Annotated in this window: 19 protein-coding genes and 1 pseudogene; 19 read left to right on the top strand and 1 reads right to left on the bottom strand. The window is 42.6% G+C overall.

Annotation, left to right across the window (positions count from 1 at the left end):
* Positions 1 to 28: 28 nt before the first annotated feature.
* Positions 29 to 1,222: a cardiolipin synthase gene (gene cls, locus K8L98_RS24010; protein WP_223443747.1), complete on the bottom strand. Its 1,194-nt coding sequence runs from the start codon at positions 1,220 to 1,222 to the stop codon at positions 29 to 31.
* 210 nt (positions 1,223 to 1,432) lie between these two features.
* On the opposite strand from cls, the gene K8L98_RS24005 reads away from it, so the two are divergent.
* The 19 genes and pseudogenes from K8L98_RS24005 to K8L98_RS23915 all read left to right on the top strand — a co-directional run bounded on the left by K8L98_RS24005 (position 1,433) and on the right by K8L98_RS23915 (position 25,908).
* Positions 1,433 to 3,544 (top strand): (Fe-S)-binding protein, encoded by a 2,112-nt coding sequence (locus K8L98_RS24005; protein ID WP_223438683.1) that lies wholly within the window; start codon positions 1,433 to 1,435, stop codon positions 3,542 to 3,544.
* Between the two features lie 155 nt (positions 3,545 to 3,699).
* Entirely contained in the window at positions 3,700 to 4,878 is a 1,179-nt protein-coding gene (locus K8L98_RS24000) for an acetyl-CoA C-acetyltransferase (RefSeq protein WP_223443744.1), read from the top strand.
* Between the two features lie 27 nt (positions 4,879 to 4,905).
* Positions 4,906 to 5,760, top strand: a complete 855-nt coding sequence (locus K8L98_RS23995) for a 3-hydroxybutyryl-CoA dehydrogenase (RefSeq protein WP_223438682.1) — start codon at positions 4,906 to 4,908, stop codon at positions 5,758 to 5,760.
* Positions 5,761 to 5,784: 24 nt separating this feature from the next.
* The gene (locus K8L98_RS23990) at positions 5,785 to 6,921 is read left to right on the top strand and encodes an acyl-CoA dehydrogenase (RefSeq protein ID WP_223438681.1); all 1,137 of its coding nucleotides are present in this window, start codon (positions 5,785 to 5,787) and stop codon (positions 6,919 to 6,921) included.
* Positions 6,922 to 6,942: 21 nt separating this feature from the next.
* Positions 6,943 to 8,082 (top strand): acyl-CoA dehydrogenase, encoded by a 1,140-nt coding sequence (locus K8L98_RS23985; protein WP_223438680.1) that lies wholly within the window; start codon positions 6,943 to 6,945, stop codon positions 8,080 to 8,082.
* A 31-nt stretch (positions 8,083 to 8,113) separates the two neighbouring features.
* A complete protein-coding gene (locus K8L98_RS23980) occupies positions 8,114 to 8,752 on the top strand; it encodes a TetR/AcrR family transcriptional regulator (protein WP_223438679.1) in 639 nt (212 codons plus the stop codon).
* A 25-nt stretch (positions 8,753 to 8,777) separates the two neighbouring features.
* On the top strand, positions 8,778 to 12,041 hold the full coding sequence (icmF, locus tag K8L98_RS23975; RefSeq protein ID WP_223438678.1) for a fused isobutyryl-CoA mutase/GTPase IcmF: 3,264 nt from the start codon (positions 8,778 to 8,780) through the stop codon (positions 12,039 to 12,041).
* A 529-nt stretch (positions 12,042 to 12,570) separates the two neighbouring features.
* On the top strand, positions 12,571 to 13,584 hold the full coding sequence (locus K8L98_RS23970; RefSeq protein ID WP_223438677.1) for an ATP-grasp domain-containing protein: 1,014 nt from the start codon (positions 12,571 to 12,573) through the stop codon (positions 13,582 to 13,584).
* Positions 13,585 to 13,803: 219 nt separating this feature from the next.
* Positions 13,804 to 14,412 (top strand): TerD family protein, encoded by a 609-nt coding sequence (locus K8L98_RS23965; RefSeq protein WP_223438676.1) that lies wholly within the window; start codon positions 13,804 to 13,806, stop codon positions 14,410 to 14,412.
* 43 nt (positions 14,413 to 14,455) lie between these two features.
* Positions 14,456 to 15,034, top strand: a complete 579-nt coding sequence (locus K8L98_RS23960; protein WP_223438675.1) for a TerD family protein — start codon at positions 14,456 to 14,458, stop codon at positions 15,032 to 15,034.
* Positions 15,035 to 15,407: 373 nt separating this feature from the next.
* Positions 15,408 to 16,625, top strand: a complete 1,218-nt coding sequence (locus tag K8L98_RS23955; RefSeq protein ID WP_223438674.1) for an HpcH/HpaI aldolase/citrate lyase family protein — start codon at positions 15,408 to 15,410, stop codon at positions 16,623 to 16,625.
* Positions 16,564 to 17,931, top strand: coding sequence for a phosphoribosyltransferase family protein (locus K8L98_RS23950; protein WP_223438673.1), 1,368 nt, complete (start codon positions 16,564 to 16,566; stop codon positions 17,929 to 17,931). Before K8L98_RS23955 ends, K8L98_RS23950 begins: the two co-directional genes overlap by 62 nt.
* The gene (locus K8L98_RS23945; RefSeq protein ID WP_223438672.1) at positions 17,924 to 19,042 is read left to right on the top strand and encodes a cysteine protease StiP family protein; all 1,119 of its coding nucleotides are present in this window, start codon (positions 17,924 to 17,926) and stop codon (positions 19,040 to 19,042) included. Before K8L98_RS23950 ends, K8L98_RS23945 begins: the two co-directional genes overlap by 8 nt.
* A 12-nt stretch (positions 19,043 to 19,054) precedes the next feature.
* Positions 19,055 to 19,870, top strand: coding sequence for an HAD family hydrolase (locus K8L98_RS23940; RefSeq protein ID WP_223438671.1), 816 nt, complete (start codon positions 19,055 to 19,057; stop codon positions 19,868 to 19,870).
* Between the two features lie 128 nt (positions 19,871 to 19,998).
* Positions 19,999 to 20,184, top strand: a pseudogene (locus K8L98_RS23935) (helix-turn-helix domain-containing protein); the annotation flags it as partial.
* Positions 20,185 to 20,275: 91 nt separating this feature from the next.
* Positions 20,276 to 21,883 carry a YceG family protein gene (locus K8L98_RS23930; protein WP_223438670.1) on the top strand — a complete coding sequence of 536 codons (1,608 nt, stop codon included), beginning with the start codon at positions 20,276 to 20,278 and terminating at the stop codon, positions 21,881 to 21,883.
* A gap of 26 nt (positions 21,884 to 21,909) precedes the next feature.
* A complete protein-coding gene (locus K8L98_RS23925) occupies positions 21,910 to 22,998 on the top strand; it encodes a toxic anion resistance protein (RefSeq protein ID WP_223438669.1) in 1,089 nt (362 codons plus the stop codon).
* Positions 22,999 to 23,281: 283 nt separating this feature from the next.
* Positions 23,282 to 23,836, top strand: coding sequence for a DNA-directed RNA polymerase subunit delta (gene rpoE, locus K8L98_RS23920; RefSeq protein ID WP_223438668.1), 555 nt, complete (start codon positions 23,282 to 23,284; stop codon positions 23,834 to 23,836).
* Positions 23,837 to 24,303: 467 nt separating this feature from the next.
* Positions 24,304 to 25,908 carry a CTP synthase gene (locus K8L98_RS23915; RefSeq protein ID WP_223438667.1) on the top strand — a complete coding sequence of 535 codons (1,605 nt, stop codon included), beginning with the start codon at positions 24,304 to 24,306 and terminating at the stop codon, positions 25,906 to 25,908.
* The last annotated feature ends 38 nt before the right edge of the window (positions 25,909 to 25,946 follow it).

The following is a 25,946-nucleotide window of genomic DNA, read 5'->3' as shown; positions in this document are numbered from 1 at the left end:
TAACTGCTCCCTTTCCTTATGAAATGGCCTATAAAAAATGAGAAATCATGGTGGCAACTGCTTCTAATCCTTTTTGTGCAATAGGTCTTTGAGTAAATTTGTCATAGGTCAGCTGCACAGAACCTCTAATATCATCGTTCACCGTAGTCTTCACATATTTAATAAATTCCTTGTCATAAATAAGACAGTTCATCTCATCATTTAAATAAAGGCTGCGCTTATCAAAATTAGCTGTTCCAATATCGCATAGCTTATCATCAACAACAATGACTTTTGCGTGATAAAAACCATAATAATATTGATAAATCTCACAGCCCGAAAGAATCAGGGGGCCAAAGTAAGGAAAGGAGGCCTCTTTGACAAAAGGATGGTCCGCCCTCATTGGCACAAGTATTTTAATATCTACTCCGCGCCTCCTTGCTTTTATCAGCTCTTCCTGTATTTGTTTGCCCGGTATAAAATAAGGCGTGCAAATCATAAGCTCTTTTTGTGCCTGCTTGATGAACGATAAAAAATGGCCTTCTAAACTTTGACCGTAGGTAGAAAGGAATTGATGTTCAAGCGTGCCTTGTGAGAGGGGAGGAAAGTAAGCTTGAACAGTCTTAAGATCTTCATCTGTCGCTTCATGCCAATCACGTAAAAATTGTGATTGGAGATCCTGCACACCTTCACTTGTTACGCGCAGGTGATAATCCCGCCAAAAACCAAGCTTAGGGTCCTTTCCTAAATACTCTTTTCCAATATTGAATCCTCCAGAATAACCGATTTTTCCGTCAATAACAGTTATCTTACGGTGATTGCGTGCCTGAAGAGTATAAAAAAAGTAAGGAGGAGCGGGGTTATGTGTATACGAAAATGAAATTCCGCTCTTTTTTAATTCTTCAATTTTCTCTTTTTTAAGTGATTTGCTTCCAACATAGTCCAGAAGGAGTCTGACCTCGATGCCCTGTTCTGCTTTTTTAATGAGAAGGGCAAGAAAGTCGTCGCTGTCAGGGTCATTTTTTACAATATAAAATAACACATGGATCGAATGTGTGCTATTTTCGATGTCCGCAAACAATTTTTTATAAAAGTGTTCACCCACAATATATAATTCAATATCACTTTTTCTCAGGGGATACTTCATTTCATTTAAGCTGCGGAGATGTTTTTTTCTTCCAAAGTAATAGTCGAGCCTCAGCCAAACAACAAATATCAATGCGATTAATCCTATTAGTAACATGCTGTTCAACGTAAGCCCTCCTTATCGCTTTATCATCTACCTATTATGTTTTACGTCTTGCAGAAAAATTATCAGCATAAAATCATTGACTGAATGCTCATTCATTATTATCATGTAAATATAGGGTAAGATTCAGAAAATTACATGGATTTTAAGTTTTTAGAATGATGGGGCAATGGGAGTATTCAGCACAGAAACGGGGGAGACAAATTGGAAGCACTGTTATGGATCAATTTTGCTGCATTCATACTTGTAACCGCTTACGGAGCGAGTTTGTTTATTTACTTAATCCGTTCAAGAATGGCATACATCAAGCTCGGGAAGAAAACAGAGTTTGATCAGCAGTTAAATGAAAGACTGAAGAACATTATGGTCAATGTTTTCGGTCAAAAGAAGCTCCTCAAGGATAAAAAAAGCGGCATCATGCATGTGATGTTCTTTTACGGGTTTATTCTGGTACAGTTTGGAGCGCTTGACTTTATTATTAAAGGCTTACTGCCAGACAAACACCTTCCCCTTGGACCGCTTTATCCAGGCTTCACTTTCTTTCAGGAACTTGTCACTTTGATGATCCTGGTTGCGGTAGTATGGGCTTTTTACCGCAGGTACATTGAGAAGCTTGTGCGGTTAAAGAAAAACTTTAAAGCAGGTCTTGTTTTAATCTTTATCGGCGGCTTAATGCTGTCGGTTCTGCTCGGTAACGGAATGAACCTGATCTGGCACAATCATGAATTAACATGGACAGAACCAATTGCTTCAAGCTTTGCCTATTTGCTGAGCTTTGTCGGCGAGACAGGCGCTGCTGTTATCTTCTACATTTCATGGTGGGTGCATTTGCTGATTCTTTTAACGTTCTTAGTTTATGTGCCTCAATCAAAGCATGCTCACTTGCTTGCGGGTCCGGCGAATGTTTACTTCGGCCGTCTTTCAAACCCTGGAAAGCTTGAGAAGATTGATTTTGAGGATGAATCACAGGAATCATTCGGTGTTGGGAAAATTGAGGATTTCAAACAAACACAGCTGATTGATTTATATGCGTGTGTCGAATGCGGACGCTGTACAAATATGTGTCCTGCAACGGGAACAGGCAAAATGCTTTCTCCGATGGATTTAATTTTAAGGCTGCGTGATCATTTAACGGAAAAAGGGGCAGCAGTAACGTCAATGTCACCATGGGTGCCAACGTATGCTTTTGCCGGCACTAAGGGCAATCAGCTTGCAGCCATGGCATCAGGACAGGGCTCTCAGGAAGCAGCAGCGACGATTGAATATAACCCAAGCCTCATTGGCGAAATCATCACAGAAGAAGAAATCTGGGCTTGTACAACATGCCGCAACTGTGAAGATCAGTGTCCTGTTATGAATGAGCATGTAGACAAAATTATTGATATGCGCCGTTATCTAGTCTTGACAGAAGGAAAAATGGATCCTGATGCTCAGCGCGCCATGACAAACATCGAACGTCAGGGCAATCCATGGGGCCTTAACCGAAAAGAGCGTGAAGATTGGCGCGAGGCGCGCGACGACGTTCATGTTCCAACGGTAAAAGAAATGAGTAAAGCAGGCGAAGAGTTTGAATACCTGTTTTGGGTTGGATCCATGGGATCTTACGATAACCGCAGCCAGAAAATCGCATTATCTTTTGCGAAGCTTCTAAATGAAGCTGGAGTGAAGTTTGCGATTCTTGGAAACAAGGAAAAGAACTCGGGAGACACGCCTCGCCGCCTTGGAAATGAATTTTTATTCCAGGAGCTTGCGACGAAAAATATTGATGAATTTCAGAAGAATGAGATCAGGAAAATTGTCACCATTGATCCGCATGCGTACAATATTTTCAAAAATGAGTATCCTGATTTTGGACTAGAGGCAGAAGTGTTCCACCATACAGAGCTTCTAGCCAAGCTTGTAGAGGAAGGAAGACTTGTTCCTAAATTTGAAGTGAATGAGACGATTACCTTCCATGATTCCTGCTATTTGGGACGCTACAACGAAGTATATGAGCCGCCTCGCGAAATTTTGAAGTCCATACCGGGTGTGAAGCTTGTTGAAATGACCCGAAACCGTGAAACGGGAATGTGCTGCGGTGCAGGCGGCGGACTTATGTGGATGGAAGAGGATGCCGGTTCACGTATAAACGTGGCAAGAACAAATCAGGCGCTTGAAGTGAACCCGACCGTCATCAGCTCTGGCTGTCCATATTGCTTAACGATGCTGAGCGACGGAACGAAGGCAAAAGAAGTTGAAGAAACAGTAAGCACGTATGATGTAGCAGAACTTCTTGAAAAAGCGGTTCTCGGCGAGAAAAAAGAGAGCGTTGCTTAAAAGGAATTTCAGCATAAATGGAGAATGACAGAGATAGATATATAGGAAGGTGGAGCGATTTCGTTTCACCTTCTTCCCTGGGGGTAAGCTGAGCGAGCGTTCAATCGGAATTTTGTAAACGTTTTCTTATAAAAGAATTGAGGGGATGAAGAATGATGAATCGAACAGTGATCGTAAGCGGTGTTAGAACACCATTTGGAAAATTTGGAGGAGGCCTCAGTTCCCTTACGGCCTCAGAGCTTGGAGGCATTGCCATTAAAGAAGCCTTGAAGCGTGCAAATGTAAACGCGGAAGAGGTGGATGAAGTTATTATGGGATCTGTTCTGCAAGGCGGTCAGGGGCAAATTCCTTCCCGTCAGGCTGCAAGACATGCAGACATTCCCTGGAACGTAAAAACAGAAACCATCAACAAAGTATGTGCATCAGGAATGAGAAGTGTCACGCTGGCTGATCAAATCATCCGTGCAGGAGATGAAGAGGTCATTGTAGCAGGCGGAATGGAATCAATGAGCAATGCTCCGTACATCATGCCTAAAGCAAGATGGGGCTTGCGTATGGGAGATGCCAAGGTTCAGGATTTAATGGTCCATGATGGTCTTACGTGCAGCTTTACTGGGGTTCACATGGGCACGTACGGAAATGAAACAGCATCAGACTTGGAAATTTCAAGAGAAGCACAGGATGAGTGGGCACTAAGAAGCCACAAACGTACAGTTGCAGCGATCGAATCAGGGAAATTGGGCGAAGAAATCGTGAGTGTAGAGATTCCGCAGCGTAAAGGGGATCCCCTTAAAATAGAGCACGATGAAGCTCCGAGAAAAGATACATCGATTGAAAGATTGTCTAAGTTAAAACCAGTCTTTAATCAAGCCGGCACCATTACGGCAGGAAATGCACCGGGAGTCAATGACGGCGCGGGAGCTCTTGTACTGATGAGCGAAGAACGTGCAAAGCAAGAAGGAAAGCAGCCGATTGCGGCGATTATCGGTCATACATCCATTGCGCTTGAAGCGAAGGATTTTCCGAAAACACCAGGACTTGTCATTCTTGAGCTTCTGAAAAAAACAGGCAAGAAGCTTGAAGAAATTGATTTGTTTGAAATAAATGAGGCATTTTCAGCAGTCGCTTTAGCAAGCAATCAGCTGGCGGGACTCGATCCTGAAAAAGTAAATGTAAACGGCGGAGCCGTAGCTCTAGGGCATCCAATTGGAGCGAGCGGGGCACGAATCATTATTACATTAATTCATGAGCTGAAAAGACGCGGCGGCGGAATCGGCATTGCGGCAATCTGCAGCGGCGGAGGCCAGGGCGACGCAATTATGGTAGAAGTATAAGCGTTAAAACGAACAAGGGGGATGTACATGAGTATTCAAAATGTAATGGTTATCGGGGCAGGTCAAATGGGTGCAGGCATTGCGCAGGTTTGTGCAATGGCAGGATACAAGGTTTACTTGAATGATTTAAAAGAAGAATTCGTTCAAAAGGGATTTGCTGCGATTGATAAAAATCTTCAAAGACAAGTAGATAAAGAAAAAATGACAGCGGAGCAAAAGCACGAAATCTTAGGCAGATTGACAGCTTCCATAGATCTTCAGGATGCAGCACAAACAGATTTAGTGATTGAGGCAGCTGTTGAAAATATGAAGATCAAATCAGATATTTTTGCGAAGCTTGATGAGGTTACACCAGAGCAGACCATTCTTGCGACAAATACTTCTTCTTTGCCAATTACAGAGATCGCAGCCGCAACAAAGCGTCCTGAAAAAGTAATCGGCATGCATTTTATGAATCCGGTGCCTGTGATGAAGCTGGTTGAAATTATCCGCGGTCTTGCAACGAGTGAAGAAGTCTATCAGGCGATTGAAGATATGACGAAAACATTGAAAAAGGTTCCGGTTGAAGTCAATGATTTTCCGGGTTTCGTCTCAAACAGAATTCTGATGCCGATGATCAATGAAGCCATCTACACTCTGTACGAAGGGGTTGCAGAGAAAGAAGCGATTGATGAAGTGATGAAGCTCGGAATGAATCATCCGATGGGCCCGCTCACACTTGCTGACTTTATCGGTCTTGATACATGTCTTTATATTATGGAAACACTTCACGAAGGCTTTGGCGATGATAAATACCGTCCATGTCCGCTTCTCAGAAAATATGTAAAAGCTGGATGGCTTGGCCGCAAAACTGGCAGAGGTTTTTATTCATACGAGGGTTAATCAGACATCACAGGGGGACAGGACATGAATATTCGCTTCACAGAAGAGCAGGAAATGATGAGGAAGATGGTTCGGGATTTTGCTCAAACAGAAATCGAGCCGTTTGTTGAAAAAATGGAGCAGGGAGAATTTCCAAAAGAGATTCTCCGTAAAATGGGTTCACTTGGTCTAATGGGAATTCCAATACCTGAGGAATACGGCGGGGCAGGTATGGATTTTACCTCTTACATTATTGCCATCCACGAGCTATCAAAAGTAAGTGCGACAGTCGGGGTCATTCTAAGCGTTCATACATCAGTCGGCACAAATCCGATTCTTTATTTTGGATCAGAAGAGCAGAAAAAGAAGTATATTCCAAAGCTTGCAAGCGGCGAATACTTAGGGGCTTTCTGTTTAACGGAGCCAGGATCAGGATCTGACGCAGGCAGTTTAAAAACAAAAGCGGTTAAAAAAGACGACAAATACATTTTGAATGGATCTAAGGTGTTTATTACAAATGGAGGAGAAGCAGACACGTATATCGTGTTTGCGTCAACAAATCACGCGGCGGGCACAAAGGGGATTTCAGCATTTGTTGTTGAAAAGGATACGAAGGGCCTTGTGATTGGGAAAGATGAGCACAAAATGGGGCTTTATGGGTCACGGACTGTCCAGCTTTCCTTCGAAGATGCTGAGGTTCCGTTTGAAAACCTTCTTGGGGAAGAAGGAGACGGGTTTAAAATTGCCATGGCCAATCTGGATGTGGGGAGAATCGGAATCGCTGCCCAATCACTTGGCATCGCGCAGGCTGCGCTTGAGAACTCCATCAACTATGCAAAAGAGCGTGTTCAATTCGGCAAGCCGATCGCGGCTCAGCAAGGCATCGGTTTTAAACTTGCAGACATGGCAACAAGTGTTGAATCCTCTGAACTTCTGACATACAGAGCCGCTTTCTTAAGGCAGAACGGACTTCCTTGCGGAAAAGAAGCGTCAATGGCTAAGCTGTTCGCCTCAAAAACAGCGATGGAGGTTGCCATAGAAGCGATTCAAGTATACGGCGGCTATGGCTATACAAAAGATTATCCGGTCGAACGTTACTTCAGGGACGCAAAAGTGTGCGAGATTTATGAAGGAACCAGCGAGATTCAAAGAATCGTCATCAGTAAACATATCTTAAATTAATCAATACGGGGGATGAAATAGATGTTTTTTAAACTATCAGATGAGCATGAAATGATTCGCAAAATGGTAAGAGACTTCGCTAAAAATGAAGTAGAGCCTACAGCTGCAGAACGCGACGAGGAAGAGCGTTTTGACCGTGCACTTTTTGACAAAATGGCGGAGCTTGGCTTAACAGGCATTCCCTGGCCAGAAGAATACGGCGGCATTGGCAGCGACTACTTAGCGTATGTCATTGCGATTGAAGAGCTTTCACGAGTGTGCGCGTCGATTGGAGTTACCTTATCTGCCCATACATCACTTGCGGGCTGGCCTGTTTTCAAATTCGGAACAGAAGAACAAAAACAGAAGTATTTGAAGCCAATGGCACAGGGCGAAAAGATCGGCGCTTACGGATTAACTGAGCCAGGTTCAGGCTCTGACGCAGGCGGCATGAGAACGACGGCTAAATTAAACGGCGACCATTACGTACTTAATGGTTCTAAGATCTTCATCACAAACGGAGGAATTGCCGATACGTATATCGTGTTTGCTGTAACAGATCCTGAAAGCAAGCATAAAGGCACAAGCGCGTTTATCGTTGAAAAAGACTTCAAGGGCTTCTCTGTGGGCAAGAAAGAAAGCAAGCTTGGCATTCGTTCCTCGCCGACAACAGAAATCATCTTTGAAGATTGCATCGTGCCAAAAGAAAACCTGCTTGGTCAAGAAGGAGAAGGCTTTAAAATTGCCATGATGACACTTGACGGCGGCCGAAATGGAATTGCTGCTCAAGCTGTCGGAATCGCCCAAGGCGCTCTTGATGCTTCTGTTGCTTATGCGAAAGAACGCCAGCAGTTCGGAAAACCGATTGCGATGCAGCAGGGTATTGGCTTTAAATTGGCTGATATGGCTACAACGGTTGAAGCATCCCGTCTCTTAACCTATCAGGCTGCATGGCTTGAATCAGAAGGGCTGCCTTATGGAAAAGAATCGGCCATGTCAAAGCTTTTTGCAGGGGATACTGCAATGAAGGTGACAACAGAAGCTGTTCAGGTTTTCGGCGGCTACGGCTATACAAAAGATTACCCAGTAGAACGGTATATGAGGGATGCAAAAATCACTCAAATCTATGAGGGAACACAGGAGATTCAAAGACTGGTGATCTCTAGGATGATTACAAAATAAGAGGACAATTAAAACAGGGAGGCGGTGGAAGATGACGAAACGTGAAGTGCATGCTTCTGTCAAAGATGAGCGGCTTGTTCAAAAACGCCGTGACCAAATGATTAAAGGTGCGGTAAATCTCTTTAAGCAAAAAGGATTCCACCGCACAACCACAAGAGAAATTGCAAAGGCTGCGGGATTCAGCATCGGCACGCTGTATGAATACATCAGACAAAAGGAAGATGTGCTGTATCTAGTCTGTGACACGATTTATGACCAGGTTCGCGACAGACTGGAGAAAGACATTGATATTAAGCAGGGCACAATTGAAAGCTTAAAGGTTGCCATTGCAAACTATTTCAAAGTTGTCGATGAAATGCAGGATGAGGTGCTTGTCATGTACCAGGAGGCAAAGTCACTGTCGCGTGATGCTCTCCCGTACGTCCTGCAAAAAGAAATCGAAATGGTCGGGATGTTTGAAAAAGTGATTGCAGGCTGCGTGGATAAAGGAGAAATCTCGCTTTCCTTAAGGGAGCGGGAATTATTGGCGCACAATATATTCGTTCAGGGGCAAATGTGGGGGTTCAGAAGATGGGCTCTGCAAAGAAATTACACGTTGGATGAGTATATTGAAGTTCAGACAAAACTGATTCTTCAAGGGGTAGGAAAAAACGGGAATCATACGAAATAACGAGAGTAAAGGGGATGCGGGACGTATGCATAAACAGGAGACCTATAAACCGAAATATGCCGTTCGTTTTGTAACGGCTTCAAGTTTGTTTGACGGACACGATGCTTCGATTAACATTATGCGGAGAATTCTGCAGGCCAGCGGAGCAGAGGTCATTCATCTTGGACACAATCGTTCGGTTGAAGAAATCGTAAATGCAGCTATTCAGGAGGATGCGCAGGGGATAGCAATCTCTTCTTATCAAGGCGGACATGTTGAATTTTTTAAATACATGTATGACCTTTTAAAAGAAAGAGGAGCCTCGCATATCCGCCTGTACGGCGGAGGCGGCGGTGTCATCATTCCGCGTGAAATAAAAGAACTGCATGAATATGGCATTGCACGTATTTTTTCTCCTGAAGACGGCAGGGAGCTTGGTCTTCAGGGAATGATTGAGCTCATGATTAAAGAGTGCGATTTTCAAACAGTTACTAAAATTGAAGACGAAATCGAAAAGCTGAAAACTGGTGATGTTGGGGCGATTGCTAAGCTGATTACGGTTGCTGAATCACAGCTCGGAAGCAAAAACGAAGCAGCGGCAACAGCCGAAAAGGTGATTTCTGAAGTGAAGCAGCTTACTTCAGACGCTCCTGTTATTGGGATAACAGGTACTGGCGGCGCCGGGAAAAGTTCACTTACAGATGAACTGATCCGCAGATTTTTAAATGAAGTCCCTGAAATCAAAATTGCCGTCATCTCCATCGATCCTACAAAGCAAAAAACAGGCGGCGCCCTCCTGGGTGACCGTATCCGCATGAACGCTATCTTTTCGCCAAGGGTCTACATGAGAAGTCTTGCGACAAGACAATCTAGATCTGAATTGTCTCTTGCGATCAATGATGCGATTGCCGTTGTCAAAGGTGCAGGCTATGACCTGATTATTGTTGAAACAAGCGGAATCGGCCAAGGTGATGCAGCAATTACTGAAATCTGTGATCTCTCTTTATATGTCATGACAAGCGAATTCGGCGCCCCGTCCCAGCTGGAAAAAATAGATATGATTGATTATGCAGATCTGATTGTAATCAACAAGTTTGAAAGAAAAGGATCTCAGGATGCAAAGCGCCAGGTGCAAAAGCAATATCAGCGCAGCCACTTGCTGTTTGAAAGTCCATTCGAAGACTTGCCGGTTTATGGAACAATTGCAAGCCAGTTCAATGATCCAGGAACAAATACACTGTTTGTGGCCCTTTTAGATCTAATTAATAAAAAGGCAGACAAAAGCTGGTCTTCAACCCTTCCAGTCGTGAAGGATGTAGAAAAGCAAAACGTCATTATCCCGACAGACCGCCGCTACTATTTAAGAGAAATCAGCGAATCTGTACGCACCTATCATCAAAAAGCTGAATATCAGGCTGACATTGCGAGAAGGTTATTTCAGCTGCAGGGCGCGATCGAAAGTGTGAAAGAAAGAGACGCTGCACCAGAAGTGCTGGAATCATTGGAATCTATTAAAAAGAGTGTAGAAGAAGAACTTTCACAAGAATCAAAACGGATCTTAGATTCATGGGCGGAATTGAGAGAGAAATATGAAGCTGATCAATTTGTGACCAAAATCCGCGATAAAGAAATCGTGACAAAATTAAAAACGGTTTCTCTTTCAGGATTATCCATTCCTAAAGTATCTTTGCCGAAATACAAAGATTACGGTGAAATTTTGAAATGGGTATACAAAGAAAATGTTCCGGGTTCATTTCCATATACGGCCGGCGTTTTTCCATTCAAACGTGCAGAAGAAGACCCGAAGCGCCAATTTGCCGGAGAAGGAACACCTGAACGGACGAATCGCCGTTTTCACTATTTGTCCAAAGACGATCCTGCGAAGCGCCTGAGCACAGCATTTGACTCTGTTACACTTTACGGGGAAGATCCTGCTTACCGCCCTGATATTTACGGGAAAATCGGGGAAAGCGGTGTAAGCATCTGTACACTGGATGATATGAAAAAGCTTTATGCGGGATTTGATCTGTGTGCACCTGCAACTTCCGTTTCAATGACCATCAACGGTCCTGCACCTATCATTCTTGCAATGTTCATGAATACAGCGATTGAACAGCAGATTCAAAAACAGGAAAAAGAGCTTGGCCGGGCACTAACTGCAGATGAGCTGAAAGCGGTGAAGGAGAAAACGCTGCAAACAGTCCGCGGTACGGTTCAGGCAGATATATTAAAAGAAGATCAAGGTCAAAACACGTGTATTTTCTCTACTGAATTCGCACTTAAAATGATGGGTGACATTCAGGAATACTTTATCAATGAAAAAGTGAGAAACTACTATTCTGTTTCTATTTCGGGCTATCATATTGCTGAGGCCGGAGCTAATCCGATTTCCCAGCTGGCCTTTACTCTTGCCAATGGTTTCACTTACGTTGAATATTATTTAAGCCGGGGCATGAAAATCGATGATTTCGCACCGAATCTCTCTTTCTTCTTCAGCAATGGATTAGATCCGGAGTATACGGTGATTGGACGCGTCGCACGCCGCATCTGGTCAACGGTTATGAGAGAAAAATACGGCGCCAACGACCGAAGCCAAAAGCTGAAATATCATGTGCAGACATCAGGACGCTCTCTGCATGCACAGGAAATCGACTTTAACGATATCCGCACCACTCTGCAGGCATTAATGGCCTTGCAGGATAATTGCAACTCGCTTCATACGAACGCTTATGATGAAGCAATCACAACACCGACGGAAGAATCCGTCCGAAGAGCGATGGCCATTCAGCTGATTATTACAAAAGAACACGGATTAACGAAGAATGAAAATCCGCTTCAAGGATCCTTTATTATTGAAGAGTTAACAGATTTAGTAGAGGAAGCGGTTCTGAAGGAGTTCGATTCCATCAATGAGCGCGGCGGTGTACTGGGTGCCATGGAAACTCAGTATCAGCGCGGAAAAATTCAAGACGAGTCCATGCATTATGAAATGCAAAAACATTCAGGACAGCTGCCGATCATAGGTGTAAATACGTACATCAATCCAAATAAGCCGTCAGAAGAATCAGTCGATAACATGGAAATCGCACGCGCATCCAAAGAAGAAAAAGAAACTCAGATCCAAAACTTAAGAGCGTTCCAGGAGCGCAATGAGGCATACGCAGCCGAAGCAATTGACCGCTTAAAGCAAGCGGCCATCCACAATCAGAATATTTTCGCTGAATTGATGGAGACGGTAAAATTCGCAAGCTTAGGCCAAATCACGCAGGCATTATATGAAGTAGGCGGGCAGTATCGCCGCAATATGTAAGTGAATGGCCTCCCCGGAGTTCCGGGGAGGGTTTTTTATTTTCCGCAGAACAAGGGGTTTGGAAGTTGGATGCCCGTTTCTGGGTGCTGCGAAGTAATTCCCGTGAGTTAGAGGGGGAAATTCTTTAATTGGAGGGTGTTTTATGAGAGTTGAGTGTTAAAGATCCAAGATTGATTCTCAATACCCAGCCTGAATTTAGCAGGATTAACAATAAAATGGCCAGCAGCAGCTATAAATAGGTATTTTAAAGTGGTTTTACCATAGGAAATGCCGGCTTGCAAATTGGACGCCAGATTCTGAGAGTTGGGCTTTGATTCTCACGAGTTGAAGGGGGATTTTTGGCAATAGAAGTACAGTTTTTGCGAGCGGGATGCTTTGGTTCAGAATGGTGCCCAATACTAATCTGAATCTCTTTATGACAGAACAATTCTCCTTCCTGAATTTTTCATTTAGTTCATTCCATATTTAGTATAAAATGAAAGAACATAGAAAACTTCGGCACACGCTGAAGAGAGGGGTTTTCATAAAAATGAGTACATATAAAATATGGTTTAACCGCTGGTTCTCAGTTGCCTATCATTACATCGACATGATCCGGGCCAATGAAGACGGCATAAAGTTCGAAGTGTACGGTACGCACCCGGATCCTGACCACGTTATGCTTGCCAACTGCGATTATTCTGAAGTAGAGCCAAAGTTTGAAACAGACGGGGAGTACGTCAGGTATTGTCTGAATTTTTGTAAAAAACATGGGATTGAACTGTTTGTTCCAAGATATAAAATGCTGCCTATTGCCAAAGCTATAAAAGAGTTTGAAGCAATCGGCACAAAGGTATTAGTAAATAGAGACGCAAATCTATTAGAAACAATCGAAAATAAAGATGAATTTTATGATGTATGCAAAGAAAAAGGCATCTTTGAAATCCCCTCTTTTTATACGGCAAGCACAGCTGAAGAATTTAAAGAAACCTATGAAAAACTGAAAAATGAAGGTCTTGGCGTTTGCTATAAGCCGGTTGTAGGAGAAGGCGGCTATGGTTTTCGGATTATTGATGATGGGCTCGACCCTTTAAAAGAAGTGATGGCGCCGAGCTACCGCATTCCATTTCAAAGAGTGTACGATGGCCTGAAAGCTGTCCCGGAATTTCCTGAGCTGATGGTGATGGAGTTTTTAGAGGGCGAAGAATACAGCATTGACTGCCTGGCTTTTAACGGGGAATTGCTTGCTGCGGTTCCGCGGAAAAAAGGCGGGGGAAGAATCAGGATTTTAGAGAATAACAAAGAGCTTATCAGACTTGCAGAGGATTTCACAAAGGAATTTAAGCTGGATTATATTTTTAACATTCAAGTGAAATTCAATCATGGCTTGCCAAAATTACTGGAAATTAATCCGAGAATGTCAGGCGGACTCTATTTCAGCTGTTTATCCGGGGTGAATTTCCCGTATCTTGCTGTCAAATTGCTTCTTGGGGAAAAAGTGGGTAAGCAAGAAATGAAGCTTGATATTAAAGCGACATTCCTCGAAAAAGAAATCATTTTGTAAGCATTTAATATGAAACTTTTTTTTAATTAAATCGTATGAAAGATTAACACCTGCTAAAAAGGTTTTTAGTTTAAATTTTGTTAATTTATTGGTAGTATTAAACTTGTGGTCACGTTACCGTGATGATAGATCAAATGATCCATTTGTTCTATAAGAGTGACTTTGGTCTTGGTTTCAGACTTGCAAGTTTCCACATTACCCAAGAGGGAGAGTGAAGAAATGGCAATTACATTACAAAAGGGTCAGAAGATTGATCTGACAAAAGGCAATGCGGGCCTGAAGAATTTAATGGTAGGCCTTGGCTGGGACCCTGTACAGCAAAAAAGCGGCGGACTGCTTGGCGGCTTATTCGGCGGCGGAGGCGGAAGCAATGTGGATTGTGACGCATCTGTAATGATGCTGGATGAAAACGACCGTCTGCTTGACAAGAAAAGTGTGATTTATTTCGGCAACCTTACAAGCAAATGCGGTTCTGTCAAACATACAGGCGACAACTTAACAGGTGATGGCGATGGAGACGACGAGCAGGTTTTAATCGACCTCAGCAAAGTGCCGTCGAACGTGCATAAGATTGTGTTTGTTGTAAACATTTATCAAGCTGTGCAAAGAAAGCAGCATTTCGGAATGATTCAAAATGCGTTTATCCGTGTAGTGGATTCAGCAACTAAAACAGAGCTTGTGCATTACAACCTGTCTGATGACTATTCCGGCTTAACATCTCTTATTCCGGGAGAAATTTACCGTCACGGCGGCGAGTGGAAATTCGCAGCAGTCGGATCAGGCACTAAAGATGCATCAATCACTGAAATTGCAAATCGTCACTCATAATTATTAAAAATAAAAACTTATACATAAAAGGAGTCGAATCGAAATGGCAATCAGTTTATCTAAAGGTCAAAAAATCGATTTAACAAAATCAAATCCTGGTTTAACAAAAGTATTAGTAGGTCTTGGCTGGGACACAAACAAGTATGACGGCGGAAATGATTTTGACTTGGACACATCTATTTTCCTATTAGATGCAAACGGCAAAGCTGCAAGCGAAGCAGATTTCATTTTCTACAACAATCTTGTAGGCGGAAACGGTTCTGTTGAGCATACTGGGGACAACCGTACTGGAGAAGGTTCAGGCGATGATGAAGTAATCAAAGTAAACCTTTCTCAAGTACCATCAACAATCGACAAAATTGCGTTCACAATTACGATCCATGATGCTGAATCACGCAGCCAAAACTTCGGACAAGTTTCAAATGCATATGTACGCATTTTAAACGAAGAGAGTAATCAAGAATTAATCCGCTACGATTTAGGAGAAGATTTCTCTATCGAAACAGCGGTTGTAGTTGGCGAGTTATACCGTCACGGCGCTGAATGGAAATTCAACGCAATCGGAAGCGGCTACCAGGGCGGCTTAGGATCACTTGTAAAAGACTACGGTTTAGACGTTTAAAAACCGGACTGAAAAATAATGATGAGAGGTGCGTTGTTTTTATAAACAACGCGCCTTTTTAAAAAGAAAAAGTTTGAATGCACCGCTCAAAGGCTCCTCGGTCAGAACGGGTCCGTCAGCAAAGGCAAAAAGCGCCTTATCTGCCGGATCCTTATTTGCCTGCCCGAGTCTGCCCAGGGCGGTTCCGCTTTTCGATTGTCCAGCTGCACCGCCCAGCCCCTCGGTCAGAACGGATCCGTCAGTAAAGGCAAAAAGCGCCTTATCTGCCGGATCCTTATCTGCCTGCCCGAGTCTGCCCAGGGCGGTTCCGCTTTTCGCATAAGCAATTTACCACCTAGTACATCACGCAGAGGGTCTGAATGGAGGAACAAGCTTGAAGCATTTTCAATATTTATCAAAAGAAAAGCGAAATGAAATCTTTTTATACGAACCAATCCATTTTTCAAAAGAAACAGAACGGGAAACATTGGCCTATACGTTAGGTGCGACTCTCTACATGCCTGGTAATCGGACAGCAATTTCAAGCGATGTACTATCTGGTAAATTTCTTAATGGAAAGCATGAAGGATTAACTTCAATGGTTATTTGTCTTGAGGATTCAATCGGTGATACGGAAGTAGAATCAGCGGAAGAGAATACAGTCAGGCAAATCGAAGTAATCTCAAACAGCATCTTAAAAGGCCAGTTTGATCAGAGGAATCTGCCGCTTATTTTTGTGCGGATCAGAAGTGAAGACCAAATGAAACGCCTTGCCTCAAAGCTTAAGCATCATATCCAGCTTTTAAGCGGGTTTGTCTTCCCGAAATTCACTTCTGAAAATGGAAGAGGCTATTATGCTGCCCTGCAGGAGGTCGCCGCTCTTTATTCTGTCACACTGTATGGGATGCCTATTTTAGAGACGAAGGAAATTATTTATAAAGAGTCGCGTATAGCAGAATTGCTCGGCATCAAAGAGATTCTTGATGATTACTATGAACTCGTTCTGAATGTTCGCCTTGGCGGAACGGATTTATCAGGATTATTCGGCATCAGAAGAAGCCGAGATACAACCATTTATGATATTTCCGTCATTCGTGACTGCATTACGGACATCATTAATGTGTTTGGAAGATGTGAAAAAGAATATGTCATTTCAGGACCCGTTTGGGAATATTTTGGCGGAGGCCAGCGGATTTTAAAGCCTCAAATCAGACAGACTCCTTTTCAGCAGGCATACGGCACCGAGGGTCTTGAGTTCAGAGCAAACCTGATCGACCGTTATGACGATGGATTAATCCATGAAATCGTCCTTGATAATACGAATGGCCTTGTAGGCAAGACCATTATTCATCCGCTGCATATTAAAATAGTAAACGCGCTGAATGCCGTGACAAAGGAAGAATATTTGGATGCATCATCAATCCTTGATCAGGCGCAATCTTATAACGGCGTCATCAGAAGTGAGTTTTCAAATAAAATGAACGAAATTAAACCCCATTACAATTGGGCGCGGAAAATCATCTTGAAATCAAAAATATACGGGGTGTTCCATGAGCAGCAATCATTTATTGACCTTATCAGCGAAACAACAAACGAACAATTATACATTTGATTTATTAGGAAAGCTTTCTGTGGAAATTGAATTGACAAGCAATCCGTATCTTCTTCCTTTGGAAAACCTGTTTTCAATGGCAGCACGGATTAATAAAAAAAGAGGCTTCTTATTTGTGAGCAAAGTCCTCGGCAAACATATTCCTGTTGATCCTGCGCTTGCTCTTTTAACTGGACAAGCTCTTGCAGCAAGATATATGGAGGTTGTACACGGAGAAACCCATCCTGAAAGAGACCAAATCCTTGCTGGATTAAACGGAGAAGCGATTCAAAAGAGTGGGTACCGCTGCACTTTAAACGATCAGGCTCTATTTATAGGATTTGCTGAAACAGCAACTGCCCTTGGACATGCAGTTTTTGAAAACTTTGAAAATGCTTCTTTTTTTCATACGACAAGGGAATTGGTATCTGGAATGGATTCCATAATTAATTTTGAAGAAGAGCACTCTCATGCGACCTCTCACCGCTGTTATGTGGACAATAGTCTATTTGAAAATGACAGTCCGATCGTTTTAGTGGATGATGAAGTAACAACAGGGAAAACGGCTCTGAATATCATTGAATCTATCCAATCGAAGTATCCTCGCCGTGAATATACAGTCGTGTCTATTCTGGATTGGCGCTCAGAAGAGGATCAAAAAAGATTCAAAGAAACAGAAGAAAGACTTGGTGTTACGATTCATACTGTTTCTTTAATAACAGGTCTTATTTCAACAACCGGGAACCCGGTTGCAGAGAACCAGGCTGAAAAACGATCAGAACAGGTGTCTGAATCTGAGATAAATGAAATCTATATATCTGGTAATGATACGACTTCATATTCCTCTGAACTTCTTTCTGCACCCTATATAATACACACAGGCAGATTCGGTCTTTCAGATCAGGAGCAGCTTAGTGTCGATGATTATTGTCAAAGCGCAGCAGCCAGGCTTTTTGAATTCCGTAAAGGAAAGAAAACGCTATGCCTTGGTACAGGGGAATTTATGTATGTGCCTATGAAAACGGCATCCTTTATGGGAGAAGGGATCTTCTATCAATCAACCACCAGAAGTCCGATTCATCCGGTTGACAGGGAAGATTACGCGGTGAAAAGCGGTTATCCTTTTACAAGCCCGGAAGACGGAGAAACGGCTAATTTCTTTTATAATGCAGAACAGGGTCAATACGATGAAGTCTTTGTCTTTTTTGAACGGGCTGTTTTAAGTGATCATATGAAATCAATGATGAACCAGCTGAAAAGAGTTTTTCCAATCATCAATCTCGTTTTTTTCAGTACAAACAAAAAAGGAAGTGCAGCAGATGAATAAGGTGGAGCAGCAATTGCCAAAACCGGCAGCAATGGGAAGCTACTCGGAGCAGGACGTTATTTTCTTATTAAAGGATCTGAGTCAGGTCAGCCTTGAAAAATCAACCTTAGAAAGAGAGCAGGCAGTTCAAAGCGGAACCCATTACTCAGAAATGCTACCGATTGAATACAAGCCGACAGATGAATATTTACAGCTTTTTCATCATTCTTTAGATATGTACAAACAGAAACTGGCGATTGCAGTAGGAACAGTTGCAGAGCGCATCCTTAAAGTGAAGGGCCGCAGCATCGTTCTTGTATCACTTGCAAGAGCAGGTACACCGATCGGCATTTTGATGAAGAGATATCTGCTGAAAACCTATAATCTTAACGTTCCTCATTATAGTGTTTCCATCGTCAGAGGCCGCGGGATTGATGAAAATGCGATAAGATATATTGCTCAGAATCATCCGAATGATCATGTACAGTTTGTGGACGGCTGGACTGGTAAAGGCGCTATTACGAGAGAACTGACAGAGGCTGTCGCCGGCTTCAATAGGAAATACGAAATGAATATCGATGATTCACTTGCTGTCTTGGCAGATCCTGGTTATTGCACGGAGATTTACGGAACTAGAGAAGATTTCTTAATTCCAAGTGCCTGCTTGAATTCTACCGTTTCAGGATTGGTCAGCAGGACCGTATTAAATGACCAGTTCATTGGACCTGATGATTTTCACGGGGCTAAATATTATTCTGAACTGCTTCCTGAGGATGTTTCGAATCACTTTATTGACGTTGTCGTCTCTGAGTTTTCACATGTTTCGAAAGAAATCGCCGAGCAAGTGTTAAAGCTTGAGGCAGAGGATAAAGAACCGACTTGGAAAGGCATCCAGGACATTAAACAAATTCAGGATGATTTCAGCATTGAAAATATTCACCATGTTAAACCAGGGGTCGGAGAAACAACACGTGTGCTTTTGCGCCGAATACCATGGAAAATTCTTGTGAAAGATTTAAACAATAAGGATCTTGAACACATTTTCCTGCTTGCAAAAGAAAGAAACGTACCGGTCATCGAATACAAGAACATGTCATATTCATGCTGCGGCATTATTAAGCCCCTAAACTAGGAGGAACAATCTGTGATTTTTGCAAGTGATCTGGATCAAACACTCATTTATTCAAGAAGGTCCTTCCGGGAGCCGGTGAGCGAATCTGATATTCGCCTGATCGAAACGCTCGAAGGTCAGGAAATTTCATTTATGACGAAAAAAGCCATTTCCATGCTGAAGGAAATTGCGGAGCAAATGACATTTGTGCCCGTAACTACAAGAACCCCCTCACAATACGAGCGCATCACTGTTTTCCAGGAAGAAATTATCCCAGGCTATGCGGTCACCAGTAACGGTGGACATGTATTCAAGAACGGGAAGCTCGACTCGGAATGGAAAGAGCATTTAGAAAACCTGATGAAAAATGAATGCACAAGTTTAGAAGAGGTTTCCCTCAAGTTTCAGGAGATTGCAGCAGATGATTGGGTGTTAAAACAAAAAAATGCTGAAAATCTCTTTCTATATAATATTATCGATCGCGCTCTCATTCCTGAAGTGCGTCTGCAGGAATTTATCCTGTGGCTGGATCGACATGGCTGGAAGCACTCTCTGCAAGGGAGAAAGCTTTACTTTGTACCAAAGCCGATCAACAAATGGGATGCCGTTGCTTATGTCAAAGAAGCAATTGGTGCAAAAACTGTTATTACTGCGGGGGATTCACTGCTTGATCTATGCATGCTTGAAGGTGCAGATCATGCCTTTTCACCGCTGCACGGAGAATTGGGCGAATCAAATACACGTTTAGTAGAAACGATTAAAAGAACGAACAAAAATGGGATTTTTGCCTCTGAAGAAATTTTGGAAAACATATTGGCGAAAGTAAGCCCGGCACCAGCTGAGTTGTAAAATAGAAATATTTACCTCGTGCTGGTACAATAATAACAAGGTGTTCCGATTTCAAATGGCTGCAAGATTGATTTTCTTTAGATATTATTGGAGTGAACGTATTGGTTACATTAGAAAAGAACCATACAAATTTATTGGATAAGAATATTATGAGTTCCACTCAGGCCTGCCGGGAATGGGGAATAGACAATTCTGCCCTGCGTAAACGGATTGATCAATTCCCTAAAGGCACCATTCGAAAATTCGGGAAAACATGGGTTGTAACGAGTGAAGGAATGCAGCACGTTTTTGGCGAAAAGAGAACAGGCAGATAGACTCTTTTCTGGAACGTTACATTTCTGCTCGAATGAAACGTAAGAATATAAAATAGATAGCTGGATGTGACTTTTGGGGGAGGGAAGAGAGATGATTCGAACATATCAGCCAGTAGCAGCGGCTAATCTTGAAACAGATTGGCAAGCGCTTCTTTTTCAGCCGTTATCCGAGCGCTCGGGATTTGTGAATACTCCCTCTGAAATGAAAATCCCTCAAATAGCCATTCGGATGCTTGGAACACCTTTAGTGGAAGATGAGTATTTTCAAATGCTCTATGATCTTGTTCATAACGAAGAACTTGACCTTCACTTTATCAGTGAAAATCTCGACAAAACGATTCCGCAGGAAAAATTCCAGGCGATTCAGAACTTATTAATACTGCATGGAAAAGAAAAACTGTCAGTGAACCGGTTTGTCGCTTTTATGGACCGTGACCAGCTGCTTCCAATGCTTAAAAATCCTGAATTGAACCGCCATTTGAGAGCTTGTGTCATCAAAGTGCTGACTCCTTTTTTCGAGGAGCGCAAGGATGAAACAGGAGATTTCAGAAGAGTCATTGTGGATCTTGTTAAATGGACGTGGAATCATTTATATAAAGAACTTGAGAAAACTGCAAAGCAAGAAGACAGAATACCAGCATTTTTCTGGTATGGAAATGCGACGGCAAGCGAGCAATACTTTCTTACGTTCCTTATTCTTTTCGGCTGTGACGTCATCATTGCCCATCCGGAGGGAACAGATATAATGGCCGATGCAGATCCGGATGAAGCGATATGCAAGATCATTCGCTATCCGGGGACTCATCAACTGACAGCGTTTCCAAAAATAAGGCCTGAGCGAACTTCTACTATTGCTTATAAAGCATCGAAAGAAATAGACCAGGTACTTCATTCAGATGATTCCATGCTTTATAAGCCGTGGCAATTCAGAAATTATTCTCCTAATGCCATTACGCTGAAAACAACATACGACGAACTTTTCATTCTTATAAAAGAAAGAGCATTTTTAAGGCCGAATTTTGAAGTCCGGAACCAGACAGTGAATATACCGGCCATCTTTTCAAAAATTTTTGGGATGACAAAAAACCGGCGGGCTTACTGGAGCAAGATTCAGGACTTGGCCGATTATGAATATGCAGAGGTTATTAAACAATTTCCTTTTACTTGGGAAGCGAAAGGAAACCCTCACTTTCATTATCAAAATGCCCTGAGTGAAAAGCAGGAGCTCCAGGCTGAAAAAATGATGAACAGTCATTGGTGGAGATACAGCAACCTTCCAACCGGCCTGCAAAAGGGAATTGCTGAAGCAATCTCGAGATATTGCGCACATCCTAAATTGAAAAAACAAGATCAGGAAAGCTTATATGATCTGCAATTATATTTGTTTAATCAAGCTATGAATATTCCAAACAGCATGATTAAGCTGCTGCAGAATTTCGATTACTCTCAATATGTGCCGCGGGTTGTGCTTTACAATAATGAGAATAACGGCATCATGACACGTGCTGATGCAGCCATTCTGCTTTTAATGAATGAATTCGGACTGGATATCGTGATTTACAATCCGCCGGGTCATAATGACATAGAAAACTTTGTAGATGAACGATATTTTGACAGTCATTGGCTGGATGAAATGAGCTTTGGTGAAGCGTTTCAGGAGCCTTCGCGGCTGAAAAAATTCATCCGAAAAATGTTCTGATTTTATTATCGAGGGAGGATACCAACATGTCTCAAGTACCAGGACTGGGTAAAGTGGATCAAATGGAAGAGGTTCTGCAGCAAGGGCCGAACAATATGAAAGTGCAGCTGCAAAAAGAACCGGAAGTTCAAAAGCTTGCGCAAATGATTGACTACCGCAATCAAGTCGGCATGCTTGAATATGGAAAAGCGCCGGCGGATGAAATTTCCGCTTTTTCAGGAAAAATATTAAATACGATGCAGTCAAGCAGTATGGAAGAGTCAAGCGCTCTCCTCAAACATCTTGGCAAAATCATGGACCGCTTTGATCCAAAGGATTTTGCGGAAAATAAAGGGTTTATGAAGAAAATCTTTAACCGCGGCCAGAAAATGGTAGAGAAAATCATGTCCAAGTACCAGACGATGGGCGGGGAAATTGATAAAGTGTACATGGAAATCGTCAAATATGAAGATGAAATGAAGCGTTCAACCAATACACTAGAACAGCTGTATGAACAAAACTTCCAGTATTACATGGAGCTTGAAAAATATATCGTGGCCGGGGATATGAAAGCAGCTGAACTGAAGCAGCAGCTTCCGGCTTTAGAAACAAAAGCAGCATCAGGAGATCAGCTTGCACAAATGGAGCTTGATACAATGCGAAATGCGGTAGAAGTACTTGAACAAAGAGTTTATGACCTGGAGCTTGCCAAACAAGTTGCCTATCAGTCAGCGCCGCAAATTCGGCTTCTGCAAAGAGGAAATACAAAGCTGATAGGAAAAATCAACTCTGCTTTCGTCACAACCATTCCAATCTTTAAAACAGGTCTTATCAATGCTATTGCTGCAAAAAGACAGAAGCTTGTGGCCGATTCTATGAACGAGCTTGAAAAACGCACAAATGAAATGCTTGTCCGAAACGCTCAAAATATATCAAAGCAAAGTGTTGATATTGCAAGACTTTCAGGAAGTCCAAGCATTAAAATGGAAACAATCGAAGAAACCTGGAGCATTATCCTAAAAGGCATGCAGGAAACAAAGGCAATTGAAGATGAGAACAAACAGCTGCGCGAACAAGGCCGCGTCCGCCTTCAGGAGCTTCAGAACAACTTTAAACAAATCAAAAACAGCCGCTGAAAACTCGGGAATTCTTCCGAGTTTTTCTATGAAGATCTAAATTTTAATAGAAATGATGAAAATTATTCTGATTTATTACAAGGAAGAAGATTAAGGTAGCATAAAGTGTTAGAATTTGTTTATAATGAATGGTATGACTTGAATACATAGGATTCGGACGGTGCTATCAATCTCACTTCCGGATTTCTTATAGGGTGAGAAAAAACAGGCTGTCCAGCTGACAAAGCCGCTTGCGTTTTTTTTACCTCCAATAGATGAACGACGAGAAAGGGAGTGCCTCACTTTGAGTATTTCACAATATTCCAAGGAACAGCTTAAAGAATTGTCAATGGTTGAAGTTGCATACGACCTGATGACAGAAAAAAAACAGCCATATCTTTTTAAAGATTTAGTAAAAGAGATCAGCCAAATAATCGGCTTGACTCAAAGCCAGGTTGAAGATAAAATTTCACAATTCTACACGGATTTGAATATCGACGGACGTTATATTTGTGTTGGGGAAAATACTTGGGGACTGCGCAGCTGGTACCCATATGAACAAATCGAAGAAGAGGTTGTGCCAGTCGCTAAGCCTAAGAAGAAAAAAGCGAAAAAAGCGGTTGCTGAAGACCTTGAAATTGATGATTTCGATGAAGTGGATGAAGAAGAATTAGAATATGATGACATCGAAGAGTACGAAGACGATACTGACGATGACCTTGATGACGACGACGATCTGGATGACGATGCAGAAGAAATCGATGAAGTCATTGAAGACGAAGAGTTCGATCTTGAAGAAGAAGAGTTGGAAGAAGACCTGGACGAGGATCTTGAAGAAGAAGAGGAAGAAGATTTATAATCATCTTGACTTTCAGGAACCAACTAGGTAGAATCTTATTTGGGCTCTTTAAAAGCAATACCTATGGATTTTATATACCATGCTCCCTTTCGTAAAGCGGAAAGGGAGCTTTCTTATTTTTACAAAGCGCGGATCAATTCCTGCTGGCCATATATAGGCAGCCGAAAGCTGGCATTTTTACTGCCGGGCAAGTTACTTCCGCTTTATTTATTTACAGGCGAGAGCAAGTTTGAGCATTCATGTCTAGCTCCAGCGCCTAGCTCCTCGGTCAGAACGGCCCCGTCAGTAAAGGCAAAAAGCGCCTTATCTGCCGGATCCTTATCTGCCTGTCGGAGCTGAACAAGGCGCTTCCGCTTTTCTTTATAGCCCCCAAACAAAACTTATAAAGTAAAATCGTTCCCATTAGATTGGGAATGTTTTCTTTTGTGCACATTAATCTTATACATCACTTGAAGGGAGAAGAACACATGACAAAGTATATTTTTGTTACAGGAGGAGTTGTATCCTCATTAGGAAAAGGGATTACAGCTGCATCTCTTGGACGTTTGCTAAAGAACCGCGGATTAAAGGTGACAATCCAAAAGTTTGATCCATACATCAACGTGGATCCAGGAACGATGAGTCCTTATCAGCATGGAGAGGTCTTCGTAACGGACGATGGTGCTGAAACAGACTTGGACTTAGGACACTATGAGCGTTTCATTGATATAAATTTAAATAAATACAGCAACGTAACAACTGGTAAAATTTACTCGTCTGTATTAAAGAAAGAACGCCGCGGCGATTACCTTGGCGGAACAGTGCAGGTTATTCCTCATATTACAAATGAGATCAAAGACCGTGTATTCCGTGCAGGAAAAGAAACAAATGCGGATGTTGTTATTACTGAAATCGGAGGAACGGTAGGGGATATCGAGTCACTTCCATTCCTTGAAGCTATCCGTCAAATGAAGAGCGACATTGGCCGTGACAATGTCATGTACATCCACTGTACACTTGTTCCTTACATCAAAGCTGCAGGCGAAATGAAAACAAAGCCGACACAGCACAGTGTAAAAGAACTAAGAAGCTTGGGCATTCAGCCAAACGTAATCGTTCTTCGTACAGAAATGCCAATTTCACAGGACATGAAGGACAAAATTGCCTTATTCTGTGATATTGATACAAACGCAGTTATTGAATGCCGTGATGCAGATACTCTTTACTCCATCCCATTGGCACTTCAAGAACAGCATCTTGACCAAATCACTTGCGATCACTTAAAACTTGATTCACGCGAACCTGAAATGTCTGAGTGGATCGAGCTAGTTCAAAAAGTAACGAACCTGTCTAAAACAGTTCGCATTGCAATCGTCGGTAAATACGTAGAGCTTCAAGATGCTTACATTTCCGTTGTTGAAGCGTTGCGTCATGCAGGCTATGCATTTGATGCAGACATCAGCATCAAATGGATCAATGCTGAAGAAGTAACAGCATTGAACACAGAAGAGCTGCTTTCAGACGTGGATGGAATCCTTGTTCCAGGCGGATTCGGAGATCGCGGCGTAGAAGGGAAAATCCTTGCAACTCAATATGCTCGTGAGAACAAAGTGCCATTCTTTGGAATCTGTCTTGGCATGCAAGTAGCTTCAATTGAATATGCACGCAATGTTCTTGGACTGCAGGGTGCACATTCATCAGAGCTTGATCTTGCAACACCATACCCGGTTATTGACTTGCTTCCAGAGCAAAAAGATATCGAGGACCTTGGCGGCACACTTCGTCTTGGACTTTACCCGGCTAAGCTTGATCCATCATCACGTGCATTTGAGGCATATCAGGATGAAGTTATCTATGAGCGTCACCGTCATCGCTATGAGTTCAACAATGAATACCGTCAAGCAATGGAAGACGCAGGATTCATCTTCTCAGGTACAAGCCCTGACGGCAGACTGGTTGAAATCATCGAATTAAAAGATCATCCTTGGTTTGTGGCATCCCAGTTCCACCCGGAATTTACATCAAGACCAACAAGACCGCAGCCATTATTCCGTGAATTCGTGAATGCATCATTGATGGCTTCTGAAAAATAAATATGAGAAAACCCCTGACAGCTGAGCTGTCAGGGGTT

It is taken from the genome of Metabacillus dongyingensis (assembly GCF_019933155.2).
In the GTDB taxonomy this organism is placed as follows: Bacteria; Bacillota; Bacilli; order Bacillales; family Bacillaceae; genus Bacillus_P; species Bacillus_P dongyingensis.
The sequence above is the reverse complement of the archived record's forward strand: the minus strand, read 5'-3'. Positions and strand labels throughout refer to the sequence as shown.